The sequence below is a fragment of the Kocuria himachalensis genome (assembly GCF_054784195.1).
In genome coordinates this window covers 246,606-262,912 of the sequence record NZ_BAAGPL010000009.1, presented here as the reverse complement: position 1 = coordinate 262,912, position 16,307 = coordinate 246,606, and the positions used below count along the sequence as shown (strand labels likewise).

Genomic DNA, 16,307 nt, shown 5'->3' with positions numbered 1-16,307 from the left:
CTGCAGCAGCACCCGCCCCTGGGCCGCACCGGTGGTGCCGGCGAGGTCCTCCAGCAGGTCGTCCAGCGTGACGTGGTCCTTCTTCTGCCGGGTCAGCACGCTCAGCCGCCCGCCGAGCTCATGGACCTTCTGTTCAGCGATGGATCTCATCATGACGGCCTTTCGAGAAGTGCCCGCTCCGGGCGGGGCGACACAGGGCCTGCCGAAGGAGAGGTCATTCCTCGTCGTGGAAGTTCTCGCGGTGGGCCAGCTCGGAGGTGTAGGGGGCCCGCACCGGAGGTCGCCGGGCGATGAGTTCGTTGGCGGCGTGGGCCAGCAGGTCCCGCTGGAAGGCGGGCAGACCCAGGCAGTGGTGCAGGTATGCCTCGACCTCGACCTCCCCGGCGTGGCCGCCGAGGGTGAAGTAGTGGAACCACAGCTGCTTCACCTCGATGCCGGCCCGACCGACGACCTCGCGCAACAGGCGGGCCTGTTCCGCCCCGATACCGTCATGATCCACCGTCAGGCCTCACTTCACCGGGTCCGGTCGCCGCTCCAGGATCTGGCGGGCGACCTCGGCCATGGGACGGCCCTGGGCGCGCGAGGCCGTCAGCAGCACGCAATGGGCGTCGTCCGGGTCGGTGGCCCGTTGTTCCATCAGCATCCCCGTGGCCCGGTCGATCACCTGCCGATCCTCCAGGCCGGCCTGCAGCGCAGCACTGAGCCGCTGCGGGGCGTCGCGGGTCTGGGCCGAGCCCAGCAGGGTGGCCGCGGCTGCGGCCAGCAGGACCAGCTGTTGCTCCTCCTGGCTGGCAAAGGCATCAGCGACGGTGGCGTAGACCTTCATCGCCCCCAGGCACCGGTCCTGGAACACCAGCGGGACACTGAGCATCGAGCGGATCCCCGACCGGGCCGCGGCCGCCGACCACTGGGGCCAGCGGTCGTCGTGGGTGGTGTCGTTGATGCACTGAGGGGTCGCAGTGGCCCAAGTGCTCAGGCACGGACCGTCCCCCATCTCGTACTGGAGCGCGTCCGCGGCCTCCACGAGATCGTCGGTGGCCCCTGCACTGGTCCTGGCGCCGTGAGCGTCGATCAGTGAGACTCCCGCTCCGGCCGCGGAAGGTATGAGGTCCTGGGCGACCTGGGCCAGCTGGTGCACCGCCGCGGTGGCGTGCTCCTGGCTCAGCAGCATGTTCTGGATGCGCGCGAAGACCGCAGTCAGCTCCGTCGCAGAGGATTCGGACTGCATGGGGACCCCCCTCGGGCCGGCGGGGCGGGTCGAGCCCACTGGCATCGTGCGCTGGCGTTGCCGCATCGATGGCAGGTCGTTTTTCGCTCGATGATTGCCCCTGTAATCAAGGTTACGCCAGATGACAAGAGATGGTGCGGGCCGCGGATGATCACGGAGCCGGCGCCACCTCGTCCCAGGTGATCTGCTCAGTGCGGCATCCCGACGACGGGGGTGGGCCTCGAACGTGGTGATGCCAGGCGGGCAGGAGCTACCGTGCCGGCCGGGCATCACGGATCATCCTGGTGCGTCATGCCACCCGGAGGCTTCCACCGACGGGGAAGCACCGGTGGCCGGGGGGATCTGCGACCGCTTCAGACGGTGTGGGCAGCCGAGGCGTGGCGCAGGCGGTGACCCTCGGTGGGGACCAGCCTGGGCAGCCCGGTGCTGGTCTCGCGCACCCACAGCACGCCCAGGTGGGATGCCACCTGGCTCACGGTGCCGGCATGGCGCAGGCGGTGCTGGTCCCATACTTCGATCGGGTCCCCCGGGTGCACCCGAGTGAGGTCGTGGAGCCATGGATCAGTGGTGGTCATGATGCTTCCTGTTCACGTCGTGCGGGGAGTGCGATCCCTGTCCCGGCCTGAGGCCGGGACAGGAATCACCGGAGCGGTGGGTGCTCAGGCGGTGTAGTACTCACGGCTGCCGGACTTGGCCAGCCCGCGGGCCACCAGGTAGCCGATGGTCAGGTAGGTGATGTACTCCATGGCCTGACGGGCGTCGAACAGATCGGCGCCGTCCTCGGCCCCGCCGTCACCGACCAGGGTGGCGGTGACGACGATGGCCACCAGCACCCCGAGGTAGGCGATGAGCTCGGTGGTCTTCGTCGCATTCTTGGTCTCGGTAGCCCGGCGTACTCCGGTGTCGGAGGCGGTGGCGGTGGTGGCGGCGTGGGAAGCAGTGGTCGTCAAGGGGTTCTCCTGAAGAAGTCAAAGGGGGGCCGGATTCGGCAGGGCACCCGAAGGCAGATCGCCGTCGGTGCAGTCAGTGGTAGGCCAGGGGGACGCCGCATGCTCGACGCCTTGCCTACACCGTAGACTGTACGTGTAGACTTGGGTTAACGCAAAGCCCACTGATCAAAGGATTCTGATCGTCATGCCTCCCCCCACCACGAGCCCTGATCCCGACCCCGCCGAGGACCCCGCCTCGACACCCGAGGCCAAGGCCCGCCGGCCGCGGCTGAGCCGGGAGGTGGTGCTCACCACCGCCCTGGCCCTGGTGGACGCCGAGGGCCTCGACGCCTTGAGCATGCGCCGGCTGGGCAACGAGCTGGGGCGGGATCCCATGGGGCTGTACCGGTATGCGAAGAACCGGGCGGACCTGCTCGACGGGATCACCGAGGTGGTGCTGGAGAAGCTGGTCATCCCCACCGACGGGGCCGACTGGCAGCAGCAGCTGCGCCGCACGGCCCACGACTTCCGGGACCTGGCCCTGGCCCACCCGCACGTGGTGCCGCTGCTGGTGACCCGGCCGCTGTCCACCCCGCTGGGACTGCGCCCGCTGGGCACCCTGCGGCCGCTGGAGAACATCCTGACCCTGCTCATCGACGCGGGCTTCGCCCCGGCCGACGCCCTGCACGTCTACCGGGCCTACTACGGGTTCCTCTACGGGCACATCCTCAACGAGCTCCAGGAGTTCGTCGTGGACGAGGAGGAGAACGAGTGCCTGCTTCGCCTGGGCCTGCACCGGCTGCCCGCCCGCTCCTTCCCCCGGCTGCGCGCCATGGCCCCGGTGCTGGCCGACTACGACGGGGCCGGGGAGCTCGACCAGGGCATCACCATCCTGCTGGGCGGACTGGCCGCCCAGCTGCACCCCGCACCGTCCACACCGACGGCGGCTTCCCAGGAGGCCGTCGCGTCAGTCGAGGGCGGTGCGGCACATCCCGACCAGCTCGAGGCTTCACCCGCTGATGCTTGACCCGCTTGATCCCTGACCTGCTCGACCCGTTGCATCCAGGAGTTCTCATGACCACCATCGCCTCCTCCGAGCCGATCGACGCCCACGATGGCCGGCCGCAGCCCGAGCCCGGCGCCGCACTGCCCGCACCGGGCACGACCCCGGGCCCCGGGCAGACACCGGGCAGCCGTCTGGGCCCGACCGAGGACTTCCCCGAGAATCTGACCGGCCTGTGCATGGCGGAGCTGCAGGTGCTGCACTCGAGGATCACCCGCCAGCTCGACCACGACTACCTCACCGACCCGGCCGGGCCGCACACCTGGACCGTGGACCGGAGCTTCGAGCTGGCCGCCGAGCTGGACGCCCGCGACACCGCATGAGAGCCCATGACCCCGCGCGAACCCTCACCGACAGGCACACCATGAACACCACCGATCCCCAAGAACCCACCGAGACCACCGACACCGCGGACGCCACGGATCCGGCTGTCCGCCGGTTCGACACCATCTGCCTGATCTTCAACCCGCACAGCACCGGCGACGCCCCGGAACTGGCCGCGAAGCTGCGCGACCAGCTGACCCAGGCCCTGCCCTATGCCCCGGAGATCCGGATGCTCCCCACCGAGCACGCCGGGCACGCCGTGGACCTGGCCAGGGAGGCGGCCAGCACCCCGAACACCCTGGTGGTCTCGGTCAGCGGCGACGGCGGGTACAACGAGGTCGTCAACGGAGTCATGGCCGCCGGGTCCACCGATGCCGTGTGCGCGGTGGTCCCGGCCGGCAACGCCAACGACCACCACCGCACCACCGCCCGACAACCCCTGGCCGAAGCCGTCGCCGAGGGCCGGGTGCGAAGGATGGACCTGCTGCACCTGTCCACCGGGAACCACCCGGGCGCGGAGGCCCTCTACGCCCACTCCTACATCGGCTTCGGACTCACCCCGGTGGTGGCCATCGACATGGAGAAGGGCAACAAGGGCGCGCTCAAGGAGATGGTCTCGGTGGTGCGGACCTTCGCGCAGTTCCGGCCCTTCCGCATCCAGCACACCGACGGCACTAGGCAGAAGATCGACAGCCTCGTGTTCGCCAACATCCCCCAGATGGCCAAGGTCGCCACCCTCAGCGAGGCCGAGAACCGGCCGGCCGACGGGCGCTTCGAGGTGATCCTGTTCCCGCACACCGCCAAGTGGCGCGTGCTGCTCAAGGCGTTCCGGGCGGCCACCACCGGACTGGGAGACCAGCCCAGCGTGGCCCGCTACGAGTTCACCGCCCTCAAACCGATGCCCTACCAGCTCGACGGCGAGGTCCGCTCCGTCCCGACGAACACCACAGTGCGCATCGAATCCGCCCCCTCAGCCCTGACCGTCATCGGCTGACCGGCCCGCCACCGCGGCGGCCCGGCACTCCGAGGTAGAACCGGCGCGGGCCGCGTCCCGGTGATCCGCGTGCAGTGCCCGTGGTCGCCGGTCGGGGTCGGCCTGCTCACTTCAGGTAGTCCGGGGCCGACCCCAGGCCGAAGAACTCCTCCATGGTGTCAGTATCCAGCTTTGGGCCCTTCGTGACTGTCGCCTCGGCCTTCAGTCGCATCTCGTCCGCCAACTTCGGACCGACGTAGCGCAGGTGCCACGGTTCGTACTTGTAGCCGGTGACGTCCTGCTCGTCCTTGGGGTAGCGGATGATGAACCCGTACGTGTGGGCATTCTTGGCCACCCACTGGCCGACCGGGGTGTCCTCGAAGCAGTCCTGCAGCGCGCACACCCCGGAGGAGTTGCCCACATCCATGGCGAGCCCGGTCTGGTGCTCGCTGTGCCCGGGGCGAGCCGCGATGGTGTCGGCGGTCGCCTGCCCGTACTGCTGCACGTAGTTGTCGTAGAGGCCGGCCTGCGTGTCGTAGGAGCGGTACCCGCTGACGGCCACGATGTTCACCCCGTCGGCCTTGGCATCGCGGACCATCTTCTTGTACGCCTCTGCGGCTTCGGACCGGAGGCGTTCGGCCTGGATGCGGGTGAGCGACGTCGGCACGTAGGTCTGCGGGTCCAGCGGGCGGTGCTTGTTCACCACCACCGTCAGGCTCGACGCCGAGTCGATGTCATAGACCGTTCCCGCCGCGACCGCCGCCGACGGCGCCATCAGCCCTGTTGCCAGACTCAGTGCCGCCGCCCCGCCGAGAAGTCCACCCAGTACCTGCCTCATGCTCACGCCCCCACGTGTCCAGGAAAAGATCCGTCTCAGGGTAACCGCACGGCCCCGGCCATGAGCCCGGTGTGACGACGTGACGAACCCGAACAGGATCCACTGCCTACTGAGACAGGTGCTCCAGGTAGAGGAGCTGTGTACTCATGAGCATCACCACGCAGCGCAGCGAATGGCTCCGCGGTGTCCGGGGACTGTGCGTGCTGAGCACCATGGCAGACGGCCCCGCCTACGGGTATGCGATCGCCGCTGAGCCGGCCCAGACAGGCTTCGGGGACGACAAGGGCGGAACGCTCCATCCGCTGCTGACCAGGCTCGAGCAGAACGACCTACAAGCACCCCCTCACGGCCTCGCCTGCGTGAGTGTCACAGTCCTTCGTGCGCCATGTTCGCGAACCGGGAGTAGTGGCCCTGGAACGCCACCACGATCGTCTTGGTGGGACCGTTGCGGTGCTTCGCCACGATCACGTCGGCCTCACCGGCGCGCGGCGACTCCTTGTCGTAGACGTCGTCGCGGTGCAGCAGGATCACCATGTCCGCGTCCTGCTCGATAGAGCCCGACTCGCGGAGGTCCGAGACCATCGGCTTCTTGTCCTGGCGCTGCTCGGACCCACGGTTCAGCTGCGACAGCGCGATGACCGGGACCTCGAGCTCCTTGGCGAGCAGCTTCAGCGCACGGGAGAACTCCGAGACCTCCTGCTGGCGGGACTCGACCTTCTTGCCGGAGCTCATGAGCTGGAGGTAGTCGAGCACAACGAGCTTGAGGTCGTGCTTCTGCTTGAGCCGACGGCACTTCGCCCGGATCTCCATGAGGGACATGTTCGGGGAGTCGTCGATGAACAGCGGCGCGGAGTCCATCTTGCCCATCGTGGTGGCGATCTTCGCCCACTGCTCGTCCTGCAGGCGGCCCTTGCGCAAGTCCTGCATGTTCAGCGTGGCCTCGGCGGAGAGCAGGCGCATGGCGATCTCGTTGCGGCTCATTTCGAGGGAGAAGATCACCGTGGTCTGGTTGTGCTTGATCGCCGCGGACCGTGCGACATCGAGGGCCAGGGTCGATTTGCCCATGGCCGGCCTCGCCGCGATGACGATCATCTGGCCGCCCTGGAAGCCCTGGGTCAGCTCGTCGAGCTCGATGAAGCCGGTGGGCACGCCGCGCATGCCCTCCTCGCGGGAGCCGGCGGCCTCGATCTCGTCCACGGTGGACTCGATGACCTCCTTGAGCACCGTGTAGTCCTCGGAGGAGCGGCGCTCAGCCACCTGGTAGATCTCGGCCTGGGCGGCGTTGACGATGTCGTCGACCTCGCCGTCCGAGCTGTAGCCGAGCTGCACGATCTTGGTGCCGGCCTCCACGAGCCGGCGCAGCACGCCGCGCTCGCGCACGATCTCGGCGTAGAAGCCCGCGTTGGCCGCGGTGGGGACGGAGGAGATGAGGGTGTGCAGGTACGCGGGACCGCCGACGCGCTCGATCTCGCCGCGCTTGGTCAGCTCGTCCGCCACGGTGATCGCGTCGGCCGGCTCGCCGCGCCCGTACAGGGAGATCACGGCCTCGTAGATGGACTCGTGGGCGGGCTTGTAGAAGTCGACGCCGCGCAGCACCTCCACCACGTCCGCGATCGCGTCCTTGGACAGCATCATGCCGCCGAGCACGGACTGCTCCGCGACGTTGTCCTGCGGCGGGGTCCGGCCGTACTCCCGGTCGCTCCCGGACGAGCGCTCCGACACCATCGACACCTGGTCCACCTCTCCCTGCGGACCCCGCGGACAGCGGGGTGCGCACACGACGACGCCGCCCCGATCTTCCGGGCAGCCCCTCCATTCTCGCACCGACCGCGGACACCGCTTGCCGCCCCGGCCCGTCCGTGGACACCATGGATCATGACGCTCAGCACAGACCTCAGCGGCCCCTGTTCGTGGGACATCCGGACCTCCCGGGCGGAGCTGGCGGCACGCCGGATCAGCCATGTGGAGCACGTCGACGCCCTGCTGGAGCGCCTGCCCACGGCGCAGCGGCTGGGAGCGGTGATCAGCGCGGAGCCGGAGCTGGCCCGGGCCCTCGCGCACGCGCTGGACCGCCGGGAGACGCGGGGCCCGCTGACGGGGATCCCGCTGGCCGTCAAGGACATCGTGGACGTCGCGGGGTTCCCCACCACGGGCGGGACCCGCGCGCTCGAGCACGACGTGGTGGCGCGGGACGCCCCCGCGGTGGCCCGCCTGCGGGAGGCGGGTGCCCTGTTCGCCCTGAAGACCAACCTGCACGAGCTGTCCTTCGGCATCACCTCCAACAACGGGTCGTACGGGCCGGTGCGCCACCCCGCCGACCCGGCGCTGAGCGCCGGCGGCAGCAGCGGGGGCTCTGCGGTGGCCGTGGCGGTGGGCCTGGTCCCGGCGGCGGTCGCCGCGGACACCGGGGGCTCGGCCCGCATCCCCGCCGCCCTGTGCGGGATCGTGGGGTTCCGGCCCACGCTGGGCCGCTACCCGTCGTCGGGCGTCCTGCCGATCGCCCACTCGCGGGACACGATCGGCCCCATGGCCCGGACCGTGGACGACGTCGTGCTGCTGGACGCCCTGCTCGCGGGCGAGCACCCGCTCCGCGTGCCCAGCGCACGGCACCTCGGGTTCGACGACGAAGGCCCCGGCCCGCTGCACGGCGTCCGGCTCGGCGTGCCCGAGCTGTTCCTCGAGGACCTGGAGCCGGGCGTGGACACGGTCTTCGGCGCGGCCCTGCGAGCGCTGGAGGCGGCCGGTGCGGAACTGGTGGGCGTCGACGTCCGGCCCGCCCACGAGCTGGCCGCCACGGCCGGCATGACGATCGCCCTCCACGAGTTCTTGCCTGACCTCCAGGCCTACCTGACCGCGCGGGGCACGGGACGATCTCTCGACGAGGTGCGGGACGGGATCGGCAGCCCGGACGTGCGGCGGATCTGGGAGCTGGCGCAGGTGTTCCGCGCCGCCGACGACGACTACCGGGCGGCCCAGGAGGAGCGCCGGCTCGCCCTGCGGCTGTACACCGGGGCGATGCAGGCCCAGGGGGTGACGGCCCTGGTGCAGCCGACGTGCCCGCTGACGGCCCGGCCGATCGGCGACGACGAGACCGTGGAGCTCAACGGCCGGCGCGTGCCCACCTTCGACGCCTTCACCCGCCACTCCGACCTGGCCGGCATCATCGGCACGCCCGGGATCAGCATCCCCGCCGGCCGCACCGCCGAGGGCCTGCCGGTGGGCCTGGAGCTCGCGGCGGGACCGGGAGCGGACGCCGTGCTGCTGGACCTCGCCCGCACCGTGGAGGCGCTGCTGCGCGACCAGTGACCCGCCGCGGTTCTTTTCAGGGGACAGCGCAACGATTCAGAGCCACAACCGTTGACGAATCCAACGGTCTGCCTCTACCGTGAGGGCACCGATGTGCGTGATGCATCTCACAGCGGATTCGCCGGTGCCGGGCGCCGGCCGGACCGACCCGAGGAAGAGGACCACCATGAAGCACTCGTTCGCCAGAGCAGCCGCCGTCGGAACCGTCCTGACGTTCGCCCTGACCGCCTGCGGCGGCGGGGGGACCACCGGTGGGGGCGGGGACGGCGAGGAGCTGCAGCCCCTCACCATCGGCGTCATCCCCATCGCGCCGTCCGCGCCCGTGCAGCTCGCTCTCGACGAGGGCATCTTCGAGAAGCACGGCCTGGACGTCACGATCGAGACCGCCCAGGGCGGCGCGGCCATGCTCCCGGCAGTCTCGGGCGGCTCCATGGACATCGGCGTGGGCAACCCGCTCTCGGTCATCCTGGCCAAGGACCAGGGGCTCGACATGAAGATCCTCAGCGGCTACAGCAGCTCGATGCCCGAGGGCGAGGACATCACCGGAGTCGCCGCCAACCGGGACGCCGGCATCGCGTCCTGGGCCGACCTGGCCGGCAAGCGCGTCGCGGTGAACACGATCAACGGCCAGGGCGACCTGACCATCAAGGAGGCCGTGAGCAAGGCCGGCGGCGATCCCGACGCCGTGAACTTCGTGGAGATGCCCTTCCAGGACATGCCGGCCCAGCTGGAGCGCGGGGAGATCGACGCCGCCTGGGTCCCCGAACCGTTCCTGACCCAGCTGATCAACGGCGAGCGGACCGCGCTGGTCGGCTACAACTACCAGGACACCGTCCCGGGCCTCGACACCATGGTCACCTTCAGCAGCACGGCGTTCACCGAGGAGAACCCGGAGGTCCTCGAGGACTACAACGCCGCGATCGACGAGGCGCTCCAGTTCGCGCAGGAGAACCCCGACCGGGTGCGGGAGACCATCGTGAGCTTCCTCAACATGCCGGAGGAGGTCGCCGCCGATCTCCGGCTGGAGGAGTTCGACGCGGAGGTGGACCGCGACGAGCTCGAGACCCTCGCCGAGCTGATGCTCAAGTACGACGTGATCGACAGCGAGGCGAACCTCGACGAGATCGTCCAGGCGGACTAGGACTGCGGCCGCGCCGGCGGGAACTCCTCGGCACGGTCGAGGGCCTCCTCGGTCATCCGCCGGCCGAGCTCGATGAGCTCCCCCGCGCGGTGGAAGTCCAGCAGCCGCCCGGCGCTCTTCGGCACGGTGATGAGCAGGTCGGGCGGATAGCCGGCCAGCCGGTAGCGCAGCACCATGGACTGCAGCACCTCGAGGGAGAGCTGCATGACGTCGAGCGTGCGCAGCCCCGCCGGCAGGGCGCCGAGCCCGTCCTGGGCGAGCTCCTCCGCGGTCTCCTCGGCGGCGTCCAGAAGTGCCTCCGGGACGGTGTCCTGGAAGGTGTCCTGGACGGCGTCCTGGACGAGGGCCTCGGCGGCGGCGTCCGCGGGGGCCGCCCCGGGCGGGCGCCGGAACCGGGACGAGGCGCCGCGGCCGCGGGTCTCCGCGAAGCGCTCCAGGACGCTGCGCGTCAGCTCGCGGTCCAGGACGTGGGAGGCGCTGCGCCGGAACCGATCCGCCCACTCCTCGGAGGGACGCACGGCGGCCGTCTCGTGGGCGGGGACCCGGCCCTCCCCGGACTGCTGTCCCCCGGAGAGGGAGACGGCCACCGTCACGTCCGCGCGGGTGGCGACGGTCGCGGCGATGGGCACGGGGTTCATGATCCCCCCGTCCGCGAGCAGCCGGCCGTTGAGCATGACAGGGGTGATGATGCTGGGCAGGGCGATCGACGCGCGGACGGCCACGTCCACCGGGCCCTCCTGGAACCACACCTCCTTGCGGGCGAGCAGGTCCGTGGCCACCGCCGTGTAGGGGATGGGCAGGTCCTCGATGAGCCTGCCGTCGAGCAGCTCGCGCACCTTCGCCATGATCTTCTCCGCACGGATCACCCCGGGCGCCGAGGGGGACGGGTCCAGCAGCCGCAGCACGTCACGCTGGCTCAGCCCCCGCACCCACTGCGCGTACGCCTCCATCTGCCCCGCGGCGTGGAGCCCGCCCACGAGCGCCCCCATCGAGCTTCCCGCGACGGTCACGATGTCGTAGCCGCGCTCCTCGAGCACCTCGATCACGCCGATGTGGGCGTAGCCCCGGGCGCCGCCGCTGCCCAGCGCCAGGGCCACGCGCGTGCGTGGGGACATCCGCCGCTCCTCTCCCGCAGGGGACCGGCCGCTGGACCGGCCGGATGCCCCGAGCCTAGCCCGCCGCCCGCGGATGACGGCTCGCAGACCGGCTCGTGGACCGGCTCGCGGAGGACGGAAGACCCTACCAGCCGGCGGAGTTTTCCACCCTGTGGACAACCGGTGGAAAACGCCGTGGACGACTGTGCACAGGTTGGGGAGAACCCTGTGGAAAGTTATGCACAGGACTTCGCAGAATCCGCTATGACTAGGGATGATATCGATACACACCCTGTGCAGGGAGGACCTGGACATCACCGGTGCCGTCCACAGCGCCGTGTTTTCCGACTCGTGTTCTGGCCCACGTCGGAGGCCGGTGTGTCAGGAGCACCGCAGGCGCGCATGCGGGGGCCGGCGGCCGCCACCGGCCCCTCCGGGGAGCCGCGGCTCCGGGCCGCGGCGAGGGGCGTCGAGCCGGAACGGGGCGTCAGGAGACGGACGCGATCAGCGCCAGCCACAGCAGCGGGTGGCAGAGCACCGACAGCCCGAGCAGCACCAGGAACCGGACCCGGGCGGAGGGAAACCCGATGGCGCCCGCGAGGGCCACCACCGCCGTCACGGTCGCCCCCACCGCCGCCGCGACGAACCCGATCACGAAGAACGCCATGGAGGTCTCGGCTCCTGCGGAGTTCCCCCCCAGGAATGCCACGACAAAAGCCAGTACGGTGAAGAGGAGGCACCCCACGCCGAACCAGTACAGGGCGGACGGTGAGACGCGGGAGATCAGGGACGGCATGGACCCATTGTCCCCCGGTGCACCCGACGGCACCGCCGCACCGTCAACGAGTGCCTGCACGCCCCACCCACGCACCCGACCGACCCAGGAGATGCCCGTGGACGACAACCAGCGCATGTGGGAGGACCGGTACGCCTCCGGGGCGTCCTCCCCCGACGGCGCCCAGCCGCACCCCGAGGTCGCCGCCCTCCTGGACCGGACGGCCGGGCAGCGCGCGGGCGGCCCGCCGACCGCCCTCGACCTCGGCGCGGGCACCGGCCGCCACACCCTGGCACTGGCGGCGGCGGGCTACGACCCCACCGCCCTGGACTTCTCCCCCAGCGCCGTGCGGACCATCACCGATGCCCTGGCGGAGCGCGGCCTGCCGGGCCGCGCGCTGGTCGCCGACCTGCGGACCTGGAGCCCCGCGCAGGAGCAGCGCTCCGGGCCCGACGCCGTGCCCCCGCGGTTCGACCTGATCGTCGCCGTGTACTTCCAGCACGACCTGGCCCTGCTGCGCCGCGCCGCCGAGTGGCTCGTCCCCGGCGGCCGGCTGCTGTGGATCACGCACGCCCCCGGCAGCGTGGAGGGCCCGCCCCCGACCGTGCCCCGGCCGACCCTCCATGAGACCGTCGTCGTGCTCGAGGGCAAGGGACTGGACCTGCTGCGCGCCGAGCAGGTGCGCACCACCGAGACGGCGCTCGACGTCGTCGTCGAGGCCCGCCGACCCGGCTGACCGGTCCTGCCGGCCGCTCCCGCCGAGGACCCCGGGACGACGGAAAGGGCCCCCGCGGCGCACCGCGGGGGCCCTTTCCGTGCTCGGACGGACCGGAGGAACCGATCAGGCGGGGACGACCTCGAACTCGACGTTCGCGTTGACGTCCTCGTGCAGGCGCACGGAGGCCTGGTACACACCGGTGGTCTTGATGTGCTGGTTGAGCTCGACCTTGCGCTTGTCCACGGCGCCGAGGCCGGCGGCCTCGACGGCCTTGGCGACGTCCTCGGCCTTGACGGTGCCGAAGAGGCGACCCTCGGAGCCGGCCTTGACCGGGATGGTCACGGTGGCCGAGGTCAGCTTCTGGGCCAGGACCTGGGCGTCCTCGAGCGAGGCGACCTCGCGCGCGGCGCGGGCGGCCTTGATGCTCTCGATCTGCTTCTCGCCGCCGCGCGACCACGGGGTCGCGAAGCCGCGCGGGAAGAGGTAGTTGCGGGCGTACCCGTTCTTGACCTCGACCACGTCACCGGCAGCGCCGAGACCCGTGACCTCGGTCGTCAGGATGATCTTTGCCATGAGTGTCTGTCCTCTCTGATCAGCGGCCGGCGCCGGAGTAGGGCAGCAGCGCGACCTCGCGGGCGTTCTTGATCGCCAAGGCGATCTTGCGCTGCTCCTGCACGGTCACACCGGTGACACGGCGGGCGCGGATCTTGCCGCGATCGGAGATGAACTTGCGCAGCAGCGCAACGTCCTTGTAGTCGATCTCAGTGACTTTGGCAGCCTTGAGCGGGTTCTGCTTTGGTTTGGGCTTACGGAGTTCAGCCTTGGCCATCGTGGTGCTCCTTGTTCTTCGAGTGGAGCCCGCGGCTTGTCACCGCGGGATGGGGTGGATGGGAAAAGTGCGGAAGGTCTAGAACGGCGGTTCGTCGTCCTGGCCGCTGCCCCAGTCGTAGTTCCCGCCGGAGGACTGGCTCCAGGGGTCGCTCTGGGGTGCGGCCTGCGGAGCGGACTGGCGCCCGCCGCCGGAGCGGCCGCCCTGGCCGAAGCCGGAGCCACCGCCCTGCTGGCCGCCGCCACCGCCGCCGAACCCGGAGTCGCCCCCGAATCCGCCGCCGGCCGGGGCGCCGGCGCCGAAGCCGCCACCCTGCTGGGCGCCGCCCTGCTGGCCGCCACCGCCGCCGAAGCCACCGCCCTGCCCGCCGGAGCGGGCGTTGCGGTTGACCTTCGCGGATGCGTAGCGCAGCGAGGGACCGACCTCGTCGACGTCGAGCTCGGTGACGGTGCGCCGCTCGCCTTCCTTGGTGTCGTAGGACCGCGACTTGAGCCGACCCTGGACGATGACGCGCATGCCCTTCTGCAGGGACTCCGCCACGTTCTCGGCCGCCTCGCGCCACACGGAGCAGCGCAGGAACAGGGTCTCCCCGTCCTTCCACTCGTTGGACTGGCGGTCGAAGGTGCGGGGGGTGGACGCAACGGTGAAGTTGGCCACGGCCGCACCCGACGGGGTGAAGCGCAGCTCGGGGTCAGCGGTCAGGTTGCCGATTACGGTGATGACGGTGTCACCAGCCATGTGGACCTCCCGGGTCGAGGATGTTCGCGGTCGTGCGGGACGTGCTGGGATCTCTCAGCATCTCACCGGGGGCCCGGTGGAGGCGCCCTCGGCGATCAGTTGTGAAGTCCTTACTCGGCGGAGATCTTCTGCTCTTCCGGGCGGATGATCTTGGTGCGCATGATGGCCTCGTTGAGGTTCAGGACGCGGTCGAGCTCCTGGGTGGTCTGCGGGGTCGCGGTGAAGCGGACGACCGCGTAGATGCCCTCGGTCTTCTTCTGGATCTCGTAGGCGAGGCGACGACGGCCCCAGATGTCGACGTTGTCGACGGTCCCGTTGTCCTTGGTGACGACATCGAGGAACTTCTTGAGAGTCGGCTCCACGGCACGATCCTCGACCTCGGGGTTGATGATCACCATCAGTTCGTACTCACGCATGTTCGAACCCACCTCCTTCGGGCTGAGCGGCTGCGGTCCTTCCGCAGCAGGAGGTTCTGTAGCGTCGTCCGCGCGCCGGCACCGCACGTCGGGCGGCGGGCACACAGACCTCACAACACTACTACACGCCCAGGCCTGCGCCCAACGGGGTGCGCAGTGCGCCGGCGCCCGGCGAACGGAGTGCTCAGTACCGGTAGGCGCTGCGGGCGATCGAGGCGTTCACGAGGGCCGTGCGGAACGGCATGGTGAAGACGTCCAGGAACATCAGCAGCATCCACGGGATCAGGAACAGGATCCCGACGCCGACACCCGCCAGGGTCCAGCCCAGGCCGCCGAGGAACAGGTAGATCAGGCCCCAGATCGGCTGGCGCAGATAGAACTTGTGGACGCCCAGCCAGCCCAGGAAGAGCCACAGGACATAGGCGAGGACCACGGACTTCCCGCCCACCACGTTGACCACGGGCGGTCCGGGGCGCGGAGCACCGTGCCCGCCCCCGCCGAACGGCTGCCCGTACGACTGCCCGAAGGGCGCCCGGGGGTACCCGGCGCGGCCGGGGTCGTCGTTCAACGGAACGGGGCGGTAGTACTCGGGCTCGGGAGCCACGGGGGTCCTTTCGGGGCGGACGGGGTCTCGGGGGTCGTCCACGGAGAACGACCTGACCGGTGCAACGGTCCTCCGGCGAGCGCTATTCCGGGGCGCGGGCCGCCACCGGGAGCTCGGCCGGGGCCCGTGGTGGCGTCGGCGTCGAAGGATCCCGGGCCGACACGGGGGCCGTTCCGATTAGGATACGCTTTTCTTGTCAAATGATCGCCCGCGGCCTCCGGATCGCCGCGCCCTCAGGAAGAGGCTCCGATGCGTCGTCGTTCCCTGTACGCCACCACCGGCATCCTGACCGCACTGACGGCGGTGGTCACGGGCTGCGGCACGCTCGGCCTGGGCGAGCAGCCCGCCGACCTGCAGATCTACTCGGCCCGGCACTACGACCTCGAGGGTGCGTTCGGCGAGTTCACCGACGAGACCGGCATCAGCGTCGAGTTCATCACCGGCGACGACGCCGAGCTCCTCGAGCGGCTCAAGGCCGAGGGGGACGACAGCCCGGCGGACGTGTTCATGACCGTGGACGCGGGCAACCTCTGGAACGCCGCCCGGCAGGACGAGCTGGCCGCGCTGGACTCCGCGGCCCTCGAGGAGGCGGTCCCGGAGGACCTGCGCGATCCCCAGGGCCGGTGGTACGGCCTGGCGATGCGCGCGCGCACCGTGACCTACAACCCGGACAGCGTCGACACCGCGGAGTTCGACACCGCGGAGACCTACGCGGGGCTGGCCGACCCGAAGTGGCAGGGCCGGCTGTGCATGCGGGACGCCACCTCGGCCTACACCCAGTCCCTCGTGGCCAGCCTGATCGACCTGCACGGCCGGGAGCGGGCGCTCGAGATCGTCGAGGGCTGGGTCGACAACGACGTGCAGATCATGAGCAACGACATCCTGCTGCTCGAGGCGATCGACGCCGGCACGTGCGACGTGGGGATCAACAACCACTACTACCTGGCGCGCACCCTCGAGGAGAACCCCGACCTGAACGTCGATCTCTTCTGGGCCAGCCAGGACGGCGCCGGCACGCACGTGAACATCTCGGGGGCCGGCGTGGTCGAGGGCTCCGACAACGCCGAGGACGCCCAGCGGCTCGTCGAGTGGCTCGCGACCGACGGCCAGAACGCGTTCGTGGACGCCAACCACGAGTTCCCGGTCAACCCCTCGGTGGAGCCCGAGCCCACGATCGCGGCCTTCGGCGAGTTCGAGCGGATGCCGCTGAACGCCGAGGCCTACGGGGACCTCAACGCGGAGGCCATCGACCTGCTGGCCGAAGCCGGCTACCAGTGACCGAACCCGCCGTCCTCGCGGACACGAGGACACCGGCCCGCCGACCACGCCGG

Annotated in this window: 20 protein-coding genes; 7 read left to right on the top strand and 13 right to left on the bottom strand. The window is 70.5% G+C overall.

Annotation, left to right across the window (positions count from 1 at the left end; genetic code table 11):
• Positions 1-214 precede the first annotated feature (214 nt).
• From ACYVM4_RS08020 to ACYVM4_RS08005, 4 genes are all read right to left on the bottom strand, one after another.
• Complete coding sequence (locus ACYVM4_RS08020; RefSeq protein ID WP_460668179.1) at positions 215-499, bottom strand: hypothetical protein; 285 nt, start codon at positions 497-499, stop codon at positions 215-217.
• Positions 500-508: 9 nt separating this feature from the next.
• Positions 509-1,228 carry a GAF and ANTAR domain-containing protein gene (locus ACYVM4_RS08015; protein WP_460668178.1) on the bottom strand — a complete coding sequence of 240 codons (720 nt, stop codon included), beginning with the start codon at positions 1,226-1,228 and terminating at the stop codon, positions 509-511.
• A gap of 353 nt (positions 1,229-1,581) precedes the next feature.
• Positions 1,582-1,803 carry a hypothetical protein gene (locus tag ACYVM4_RS08010; protein WP_368823722.1) on the bottom strand — a complete coding sequence of 74 codons (222 nt, stop codon included), beginning with the start codon at positions 1,801-1,803 and terminating at the stop codon, positions 1,582-1,584.
• An 84-nt stretch (positions 1,804-1,887) separates the two neighbouring features.
• Entirely contained in the window at positions 1,888-2,178 is a 291-nt protein-coding gene (locus ACYVM4_RS08005; protein WP_368823721.1) for a hypothetical protein, read from the bottom strand.
• A 184-nt stretch (positions 2,179-2,362) separates the two neighbouring features.
• Here ACYVM4_RS08005 and ACYVM4_RS08000 point away from each other — a divergent pair, with 184 nt between their 5' ends.
• From ACYVM4_RS08000 to ACYVM4_RS07990, 3 genes are read left to right on the top strand one after another with little or no spacing between them, the layout of a single operon-like run.
• A complete protein-coding gene (locus ACYVM4_RS08000) occupies positions 2,363-3,184 on the top strand; it encodes a TetR/AcrR family transcriptional regulator C-terminal domain-containing protein (protein ID WP_460668177.1) in 822 nt (273 codons plus the stop codon).
• 47 nt (positions 3,185-3,231) lie between these two features.
• A complete protein-coding gene (locus tag ACYVM4_RS07995) occupies positions 3,232-3,543 on the top strand; it encodes a hypothetical protein (protein ID WP_460668176.1) in 312 nt (103 codons plus the stop codon).
• A 41-nt stretch (positions 3,544-3,584) separates the two neighbouring features.
• Complete coding sequence (locus ACYVM4_RS07990) at positions 3,585-4,538, top strand: diacylglycerol/lipid kinase family protein (protein WP_460668175.1); 954 nt, start codon at positions 3,585-3,587, stop codon at positions 4,536-4,538.
• 106 nt (positions 4,539-4,644) lie between these two features.
• Here the strand turns inward: ACYVM4_RS07990 and ACYVM4_RS07985 are convergent, their stop codons facing one another.
• The gene (locus ACYVM4_RS07985; RefSeq protein ID WP_460668174.1) at positions 4,645-5,355 is read right to left on the bottom strand and encodes a M15 family metallopeptidase; all 711 of its coding nucleotides are present in this window, start codon (positions 5,353-5,355) and stop codon (positions 4,645-4,647) included.
• A 366-nt stretch (positions 5,356-5,721) separates the two neighbouring features.
• Positions 5,722-7,080, bottom strand: coding sequence for a replicative DNA helicase (dnaB, locus tag ACYVM4_RS07980; RefSeq protein WP_368821556.1), 1,359 nt, complete (start codon positions 7,078-7,080; stop codon positions 5,722-5,724).
• A 150-nt stretch (positions 7,081-7,230) separates the two neighbouring features.
• On the opposite strand from dnaB, the gene ACYVM4_RS07975 reads away from it, so the two are divergent.
• Together ACYVM4_RS07975 and ACYVM4_RS07970 are read left to right on the top strand one after the other, a co-directional pair.
• On the top strand, positions 7,231-8,661 hold the full coding sequence (locus tag ACYVM4_RS07975) for an amidase family protein (RefSeq protein WP_460668173.1): 1,431 nt from the start codon (positions 7,231-7,233) through the stop codon (positions 8,659-8,661).
• Positions 8,662-8,827: 166 nt separating this feature from the next.
• On the top strand, positions 8,828-9,802 hold the full coding sequence (locus ACYVM4_RS07970; RefSeq protein ID WP_460668172.1) for an ABC transporter substrate-binding protein: 975 nt from the start codon (positions 8,828-8,830) through the stop codon (positions 9,800-9,802).
• Here the strand turns inward: ACYVM4_RS07970 and ACYVM4_RS07965 are convergent.
• Positions 9,799-10,917: a patatin-like phospholipase family protein gene (locus tag ACYVM4_RS07965; protein WP_368821432.1), complete on the bottom strand. Its 1,119-nt coding sequence runs from the start codon at positions 10,915-10,917 to the stop codon at positions 9,799-9,801. The genes ACYVM4_RS07970 and ACYVM4_RS07965 overlap by 4 nt on opposite strands.
• Positions 10,918-11,383: 466 nt before the next feature.
• On the bottom strand, positions 11,384-11,692 hold the full coding sequence (locus tag ACYVM4_RS07960) for a hypothetical protein (RefSeq protein ID WP_368821433.1): 309 nt from the start codon (positions 11,690-11,692) through the stop codon (positions 11,384-11,386).
• 97 nt (positions 11,693-11,789) lie between these two features.
• Here ACYVM4_RS07960 and ACYVM4_RS07955 point away from each other — a divergent pair, with 97 nt between their 5' ends.
• On the top strand, positions 11,790-12,407 hold the full coding sequence (locus tag ACYVM4_RS07955; RefSeq protein WP_368821434.1) for a class I SAM-dependent methyltransferase: 618 nt from the start codon (positions 11,790-11,792) through the stop codon (positions 12,405-12,407).
• A 105-nt stretch (positions 12,408-12,512) separates the two neighbouring features.
• Here ACYVM4_RS07955 and rplI read toward each other — a convergent pair whose 3' ends face one another.
• The 5 genes from rplI to ACYVM4_RS07930 all read right to left on the bottom strand — a co-directional run bounded on the left by rplI (position 12,513) and on the right by ACYVM4_RS07930 (position 14,976).
• Positions 12,513-12,962 carry a 50S ribosomal protein L9 gene (gene rplI / locus ACYVM4_RS07950; RefSeq protein ID WP_058873269.1) on the bottom strand — a complete coding sequence of 150 codons (450 nt, stop codon included), beginning with the start codon at positions 12,960-12,962 and terminating at the stop codon, positions 12,513-12,515.
• A gap of 19 nt (positions 12,963-12,981) precedes the next feature.
• Entirely contained in the window at positions 12,982-13,218 is a 237-nt protein-coding gene (gene rpsR / locus ACYVM4_RS07945; protein ID WP_017835048.1) for a 30S ribosomal protein S18, read from the bottom strand.
• A 78-nt stretch (positions 13,219-13,296) separates the two neighbouring features.
• A complete protein-coding gene (locus ACYVM4_RS07940; RefSeq protein ID WP_368821436.1) occupies positions 13,297-13,956 on the bottom strand; it encodes a single-stranded DNA-binding protein in 660 nt (219 codons plus the stop codon).
• Between the two features lie 110 nt (positions 13,957-14,066).
• Positions 14,067-14,372, bottom strand: a complete 306-nt coding sequence (gene rpsF / locus ACYVM4_RS07935) for a 30S ribosomal protein S6 (RefSeq protein WP_058873271.1) — start codon at positions 14,370-14,372, stop codon at positions 14,067-14,069.
• A 184-nt stretch (positions 14,373-14,556) separates the two neighbouring features.
• Positions 14,557-14,976 carry a TM2 domain-containing protein gene (locus ACYVM4_RS07930; RefSeq protein WP_368821437.1) on the bottom strand — a complete coding sequence of 140 codons (420 nt, stop codon included), beginning with the start codon at positions 14,974-14,976 and terminating at the stop codon, positions 14,557-14,559.
• A gap of 249 nt (positions 14,977-15,225) precedes the next feature.
• On the opposite strand from ACYVM4_RS07930, the gene ACYVM4_RS07925 reads away from it, so the two are divergent.
• The gene (locus tag ACYVM4_RS07925) at positions 15,226-16,254 is read left to right on the top strand and encodes an extracellular solute-binding protein (protein WP_368821438.1); all 1,029 of its coding nucleotides are present in this window, start codon (positions 15,226-15,228) and stop codon (positions 16,252-16,254) included.
• The last annotated feature ends 53 nt before the right edge of the window (positions 16,255-16,307 follow it).

Excerpts from the sequence above, each read along its gene's own strand:
- ACYVM4_RS08015 (WP_460668178.1), bottom strand. The coding sequence starts at position 1,228 with ATGCAGTCCGAATCCTCTGCGACGGAGCTGACTGCGGTCTTCGCGCGC.
- ACYVM4_RS08010 (WP_368823722.1), bottom strand. The coding sequence starts at position 1,803 with ATGACCACCACTGATCCATGGCTCCACGACCTCACTCGGGTGCACCCG.
- ACYVM4_RS08000 (WP_460668177.1), top strand. The coding sequence starts at position 2,363 with ATGCCTCCCCCCACCACGAGCCCTGATCCCGACCCCGCCGAGGACCCC.
- ACYVM4_RS07995 (WP_460668176.1), top strand. The coding sequence starts at position 3,232 with ATGACCACCATCGCCTCCTCCGAGCCGATCGACGCCCACGATGGCCGG.
- ACYVM4_RS07990 (WP_460668175.1), top strand. The coding sequence starts at position 3,585 with ATGAACACCACCGATCCCCAAGAACCCACCGAGACCACCGACACCGCG.
- ACYVM4_RS07985 (WP_460668174.1), bottom strand. The coding sequence starts at position 5,355 with ATGAGGCAGGTACTGGGTGGACTTCTCGGCGGGGCGGCGGCACTGAGT.
- dnaB (WP_368821556.1), bottom strand. The coding sequence starts at position 7,080 with ATGGTGTCGGAGCGCTCGTCCGGGAGCGACCGGGAGTACGGCCGGACC.
- ACYVM4_RS07975 (WP_460668173.1), top strand. The coding sequence starts at position 7,231 with ATGACGCTCAGCACAGACCTCAGCGGCCCCTGTTCGTGGGACATCCGG.
- ACYVM4_RS07970 (WP_460668172.1), top strand. The coding sequence starts at position 8,828 with ATGAAGCACTCGTTCGCCAGAGCAGCCGCCGTCGGAACCGTCCTGACG.
- ACYVM4_RS07965 (WP_368821432.1), bottom strand. The coding sequence starts at position 10,917 with ATGTCCCCACGCACGCGCGTGGCCCTGGCGCTGGGCAGCGGCGGCGCC.
- ACYVM4_RS07960 (WP_368821433.1), bottom strand. The coding sequence starts at position 11,692 with ATGCCGTCCCTGATCTCCCGCGTCTCACCGTCCGCCCTGTACTGGTTC.
- rplI (WP_058873269.1), bottom strand. The coding sequence starts at position 12,962 with ATGGCAAAGATCATCCTGACGACCGAGGTCACGGGTCTCGGCGCTGCC.
- rpsR (WP_017835048.1), bottom strand. The coding sequence starts at position 13,218 with ATGGCCAAGGCTGAACTCCGTAAGCCCAAACCAAAGCAGAACCCGCTC.
- ACYVM4_RS07940 (WP_368821436.1), bottom strand. The coding sequence starts at position 13,956 with ATGGCTGGTGACACCGTCATCACCGTAATCGGCAACCTGACCGCTGAC.
- rpsF (WP_058873271.1), bottom strand. The coding sequence starts at position 14,372 with ATGCGTGAGTACGAACTGATGGTGATCATCAACCCCGAGGTCGAGGAT.
- ACYVM4_RS07925 (WP_368821438.1), top strand. The coding sequence starts at position 15,226 with ATGCGTCGTCGTTCCCTGTACGCCACCACCGGCATCCTGACCGCACTG.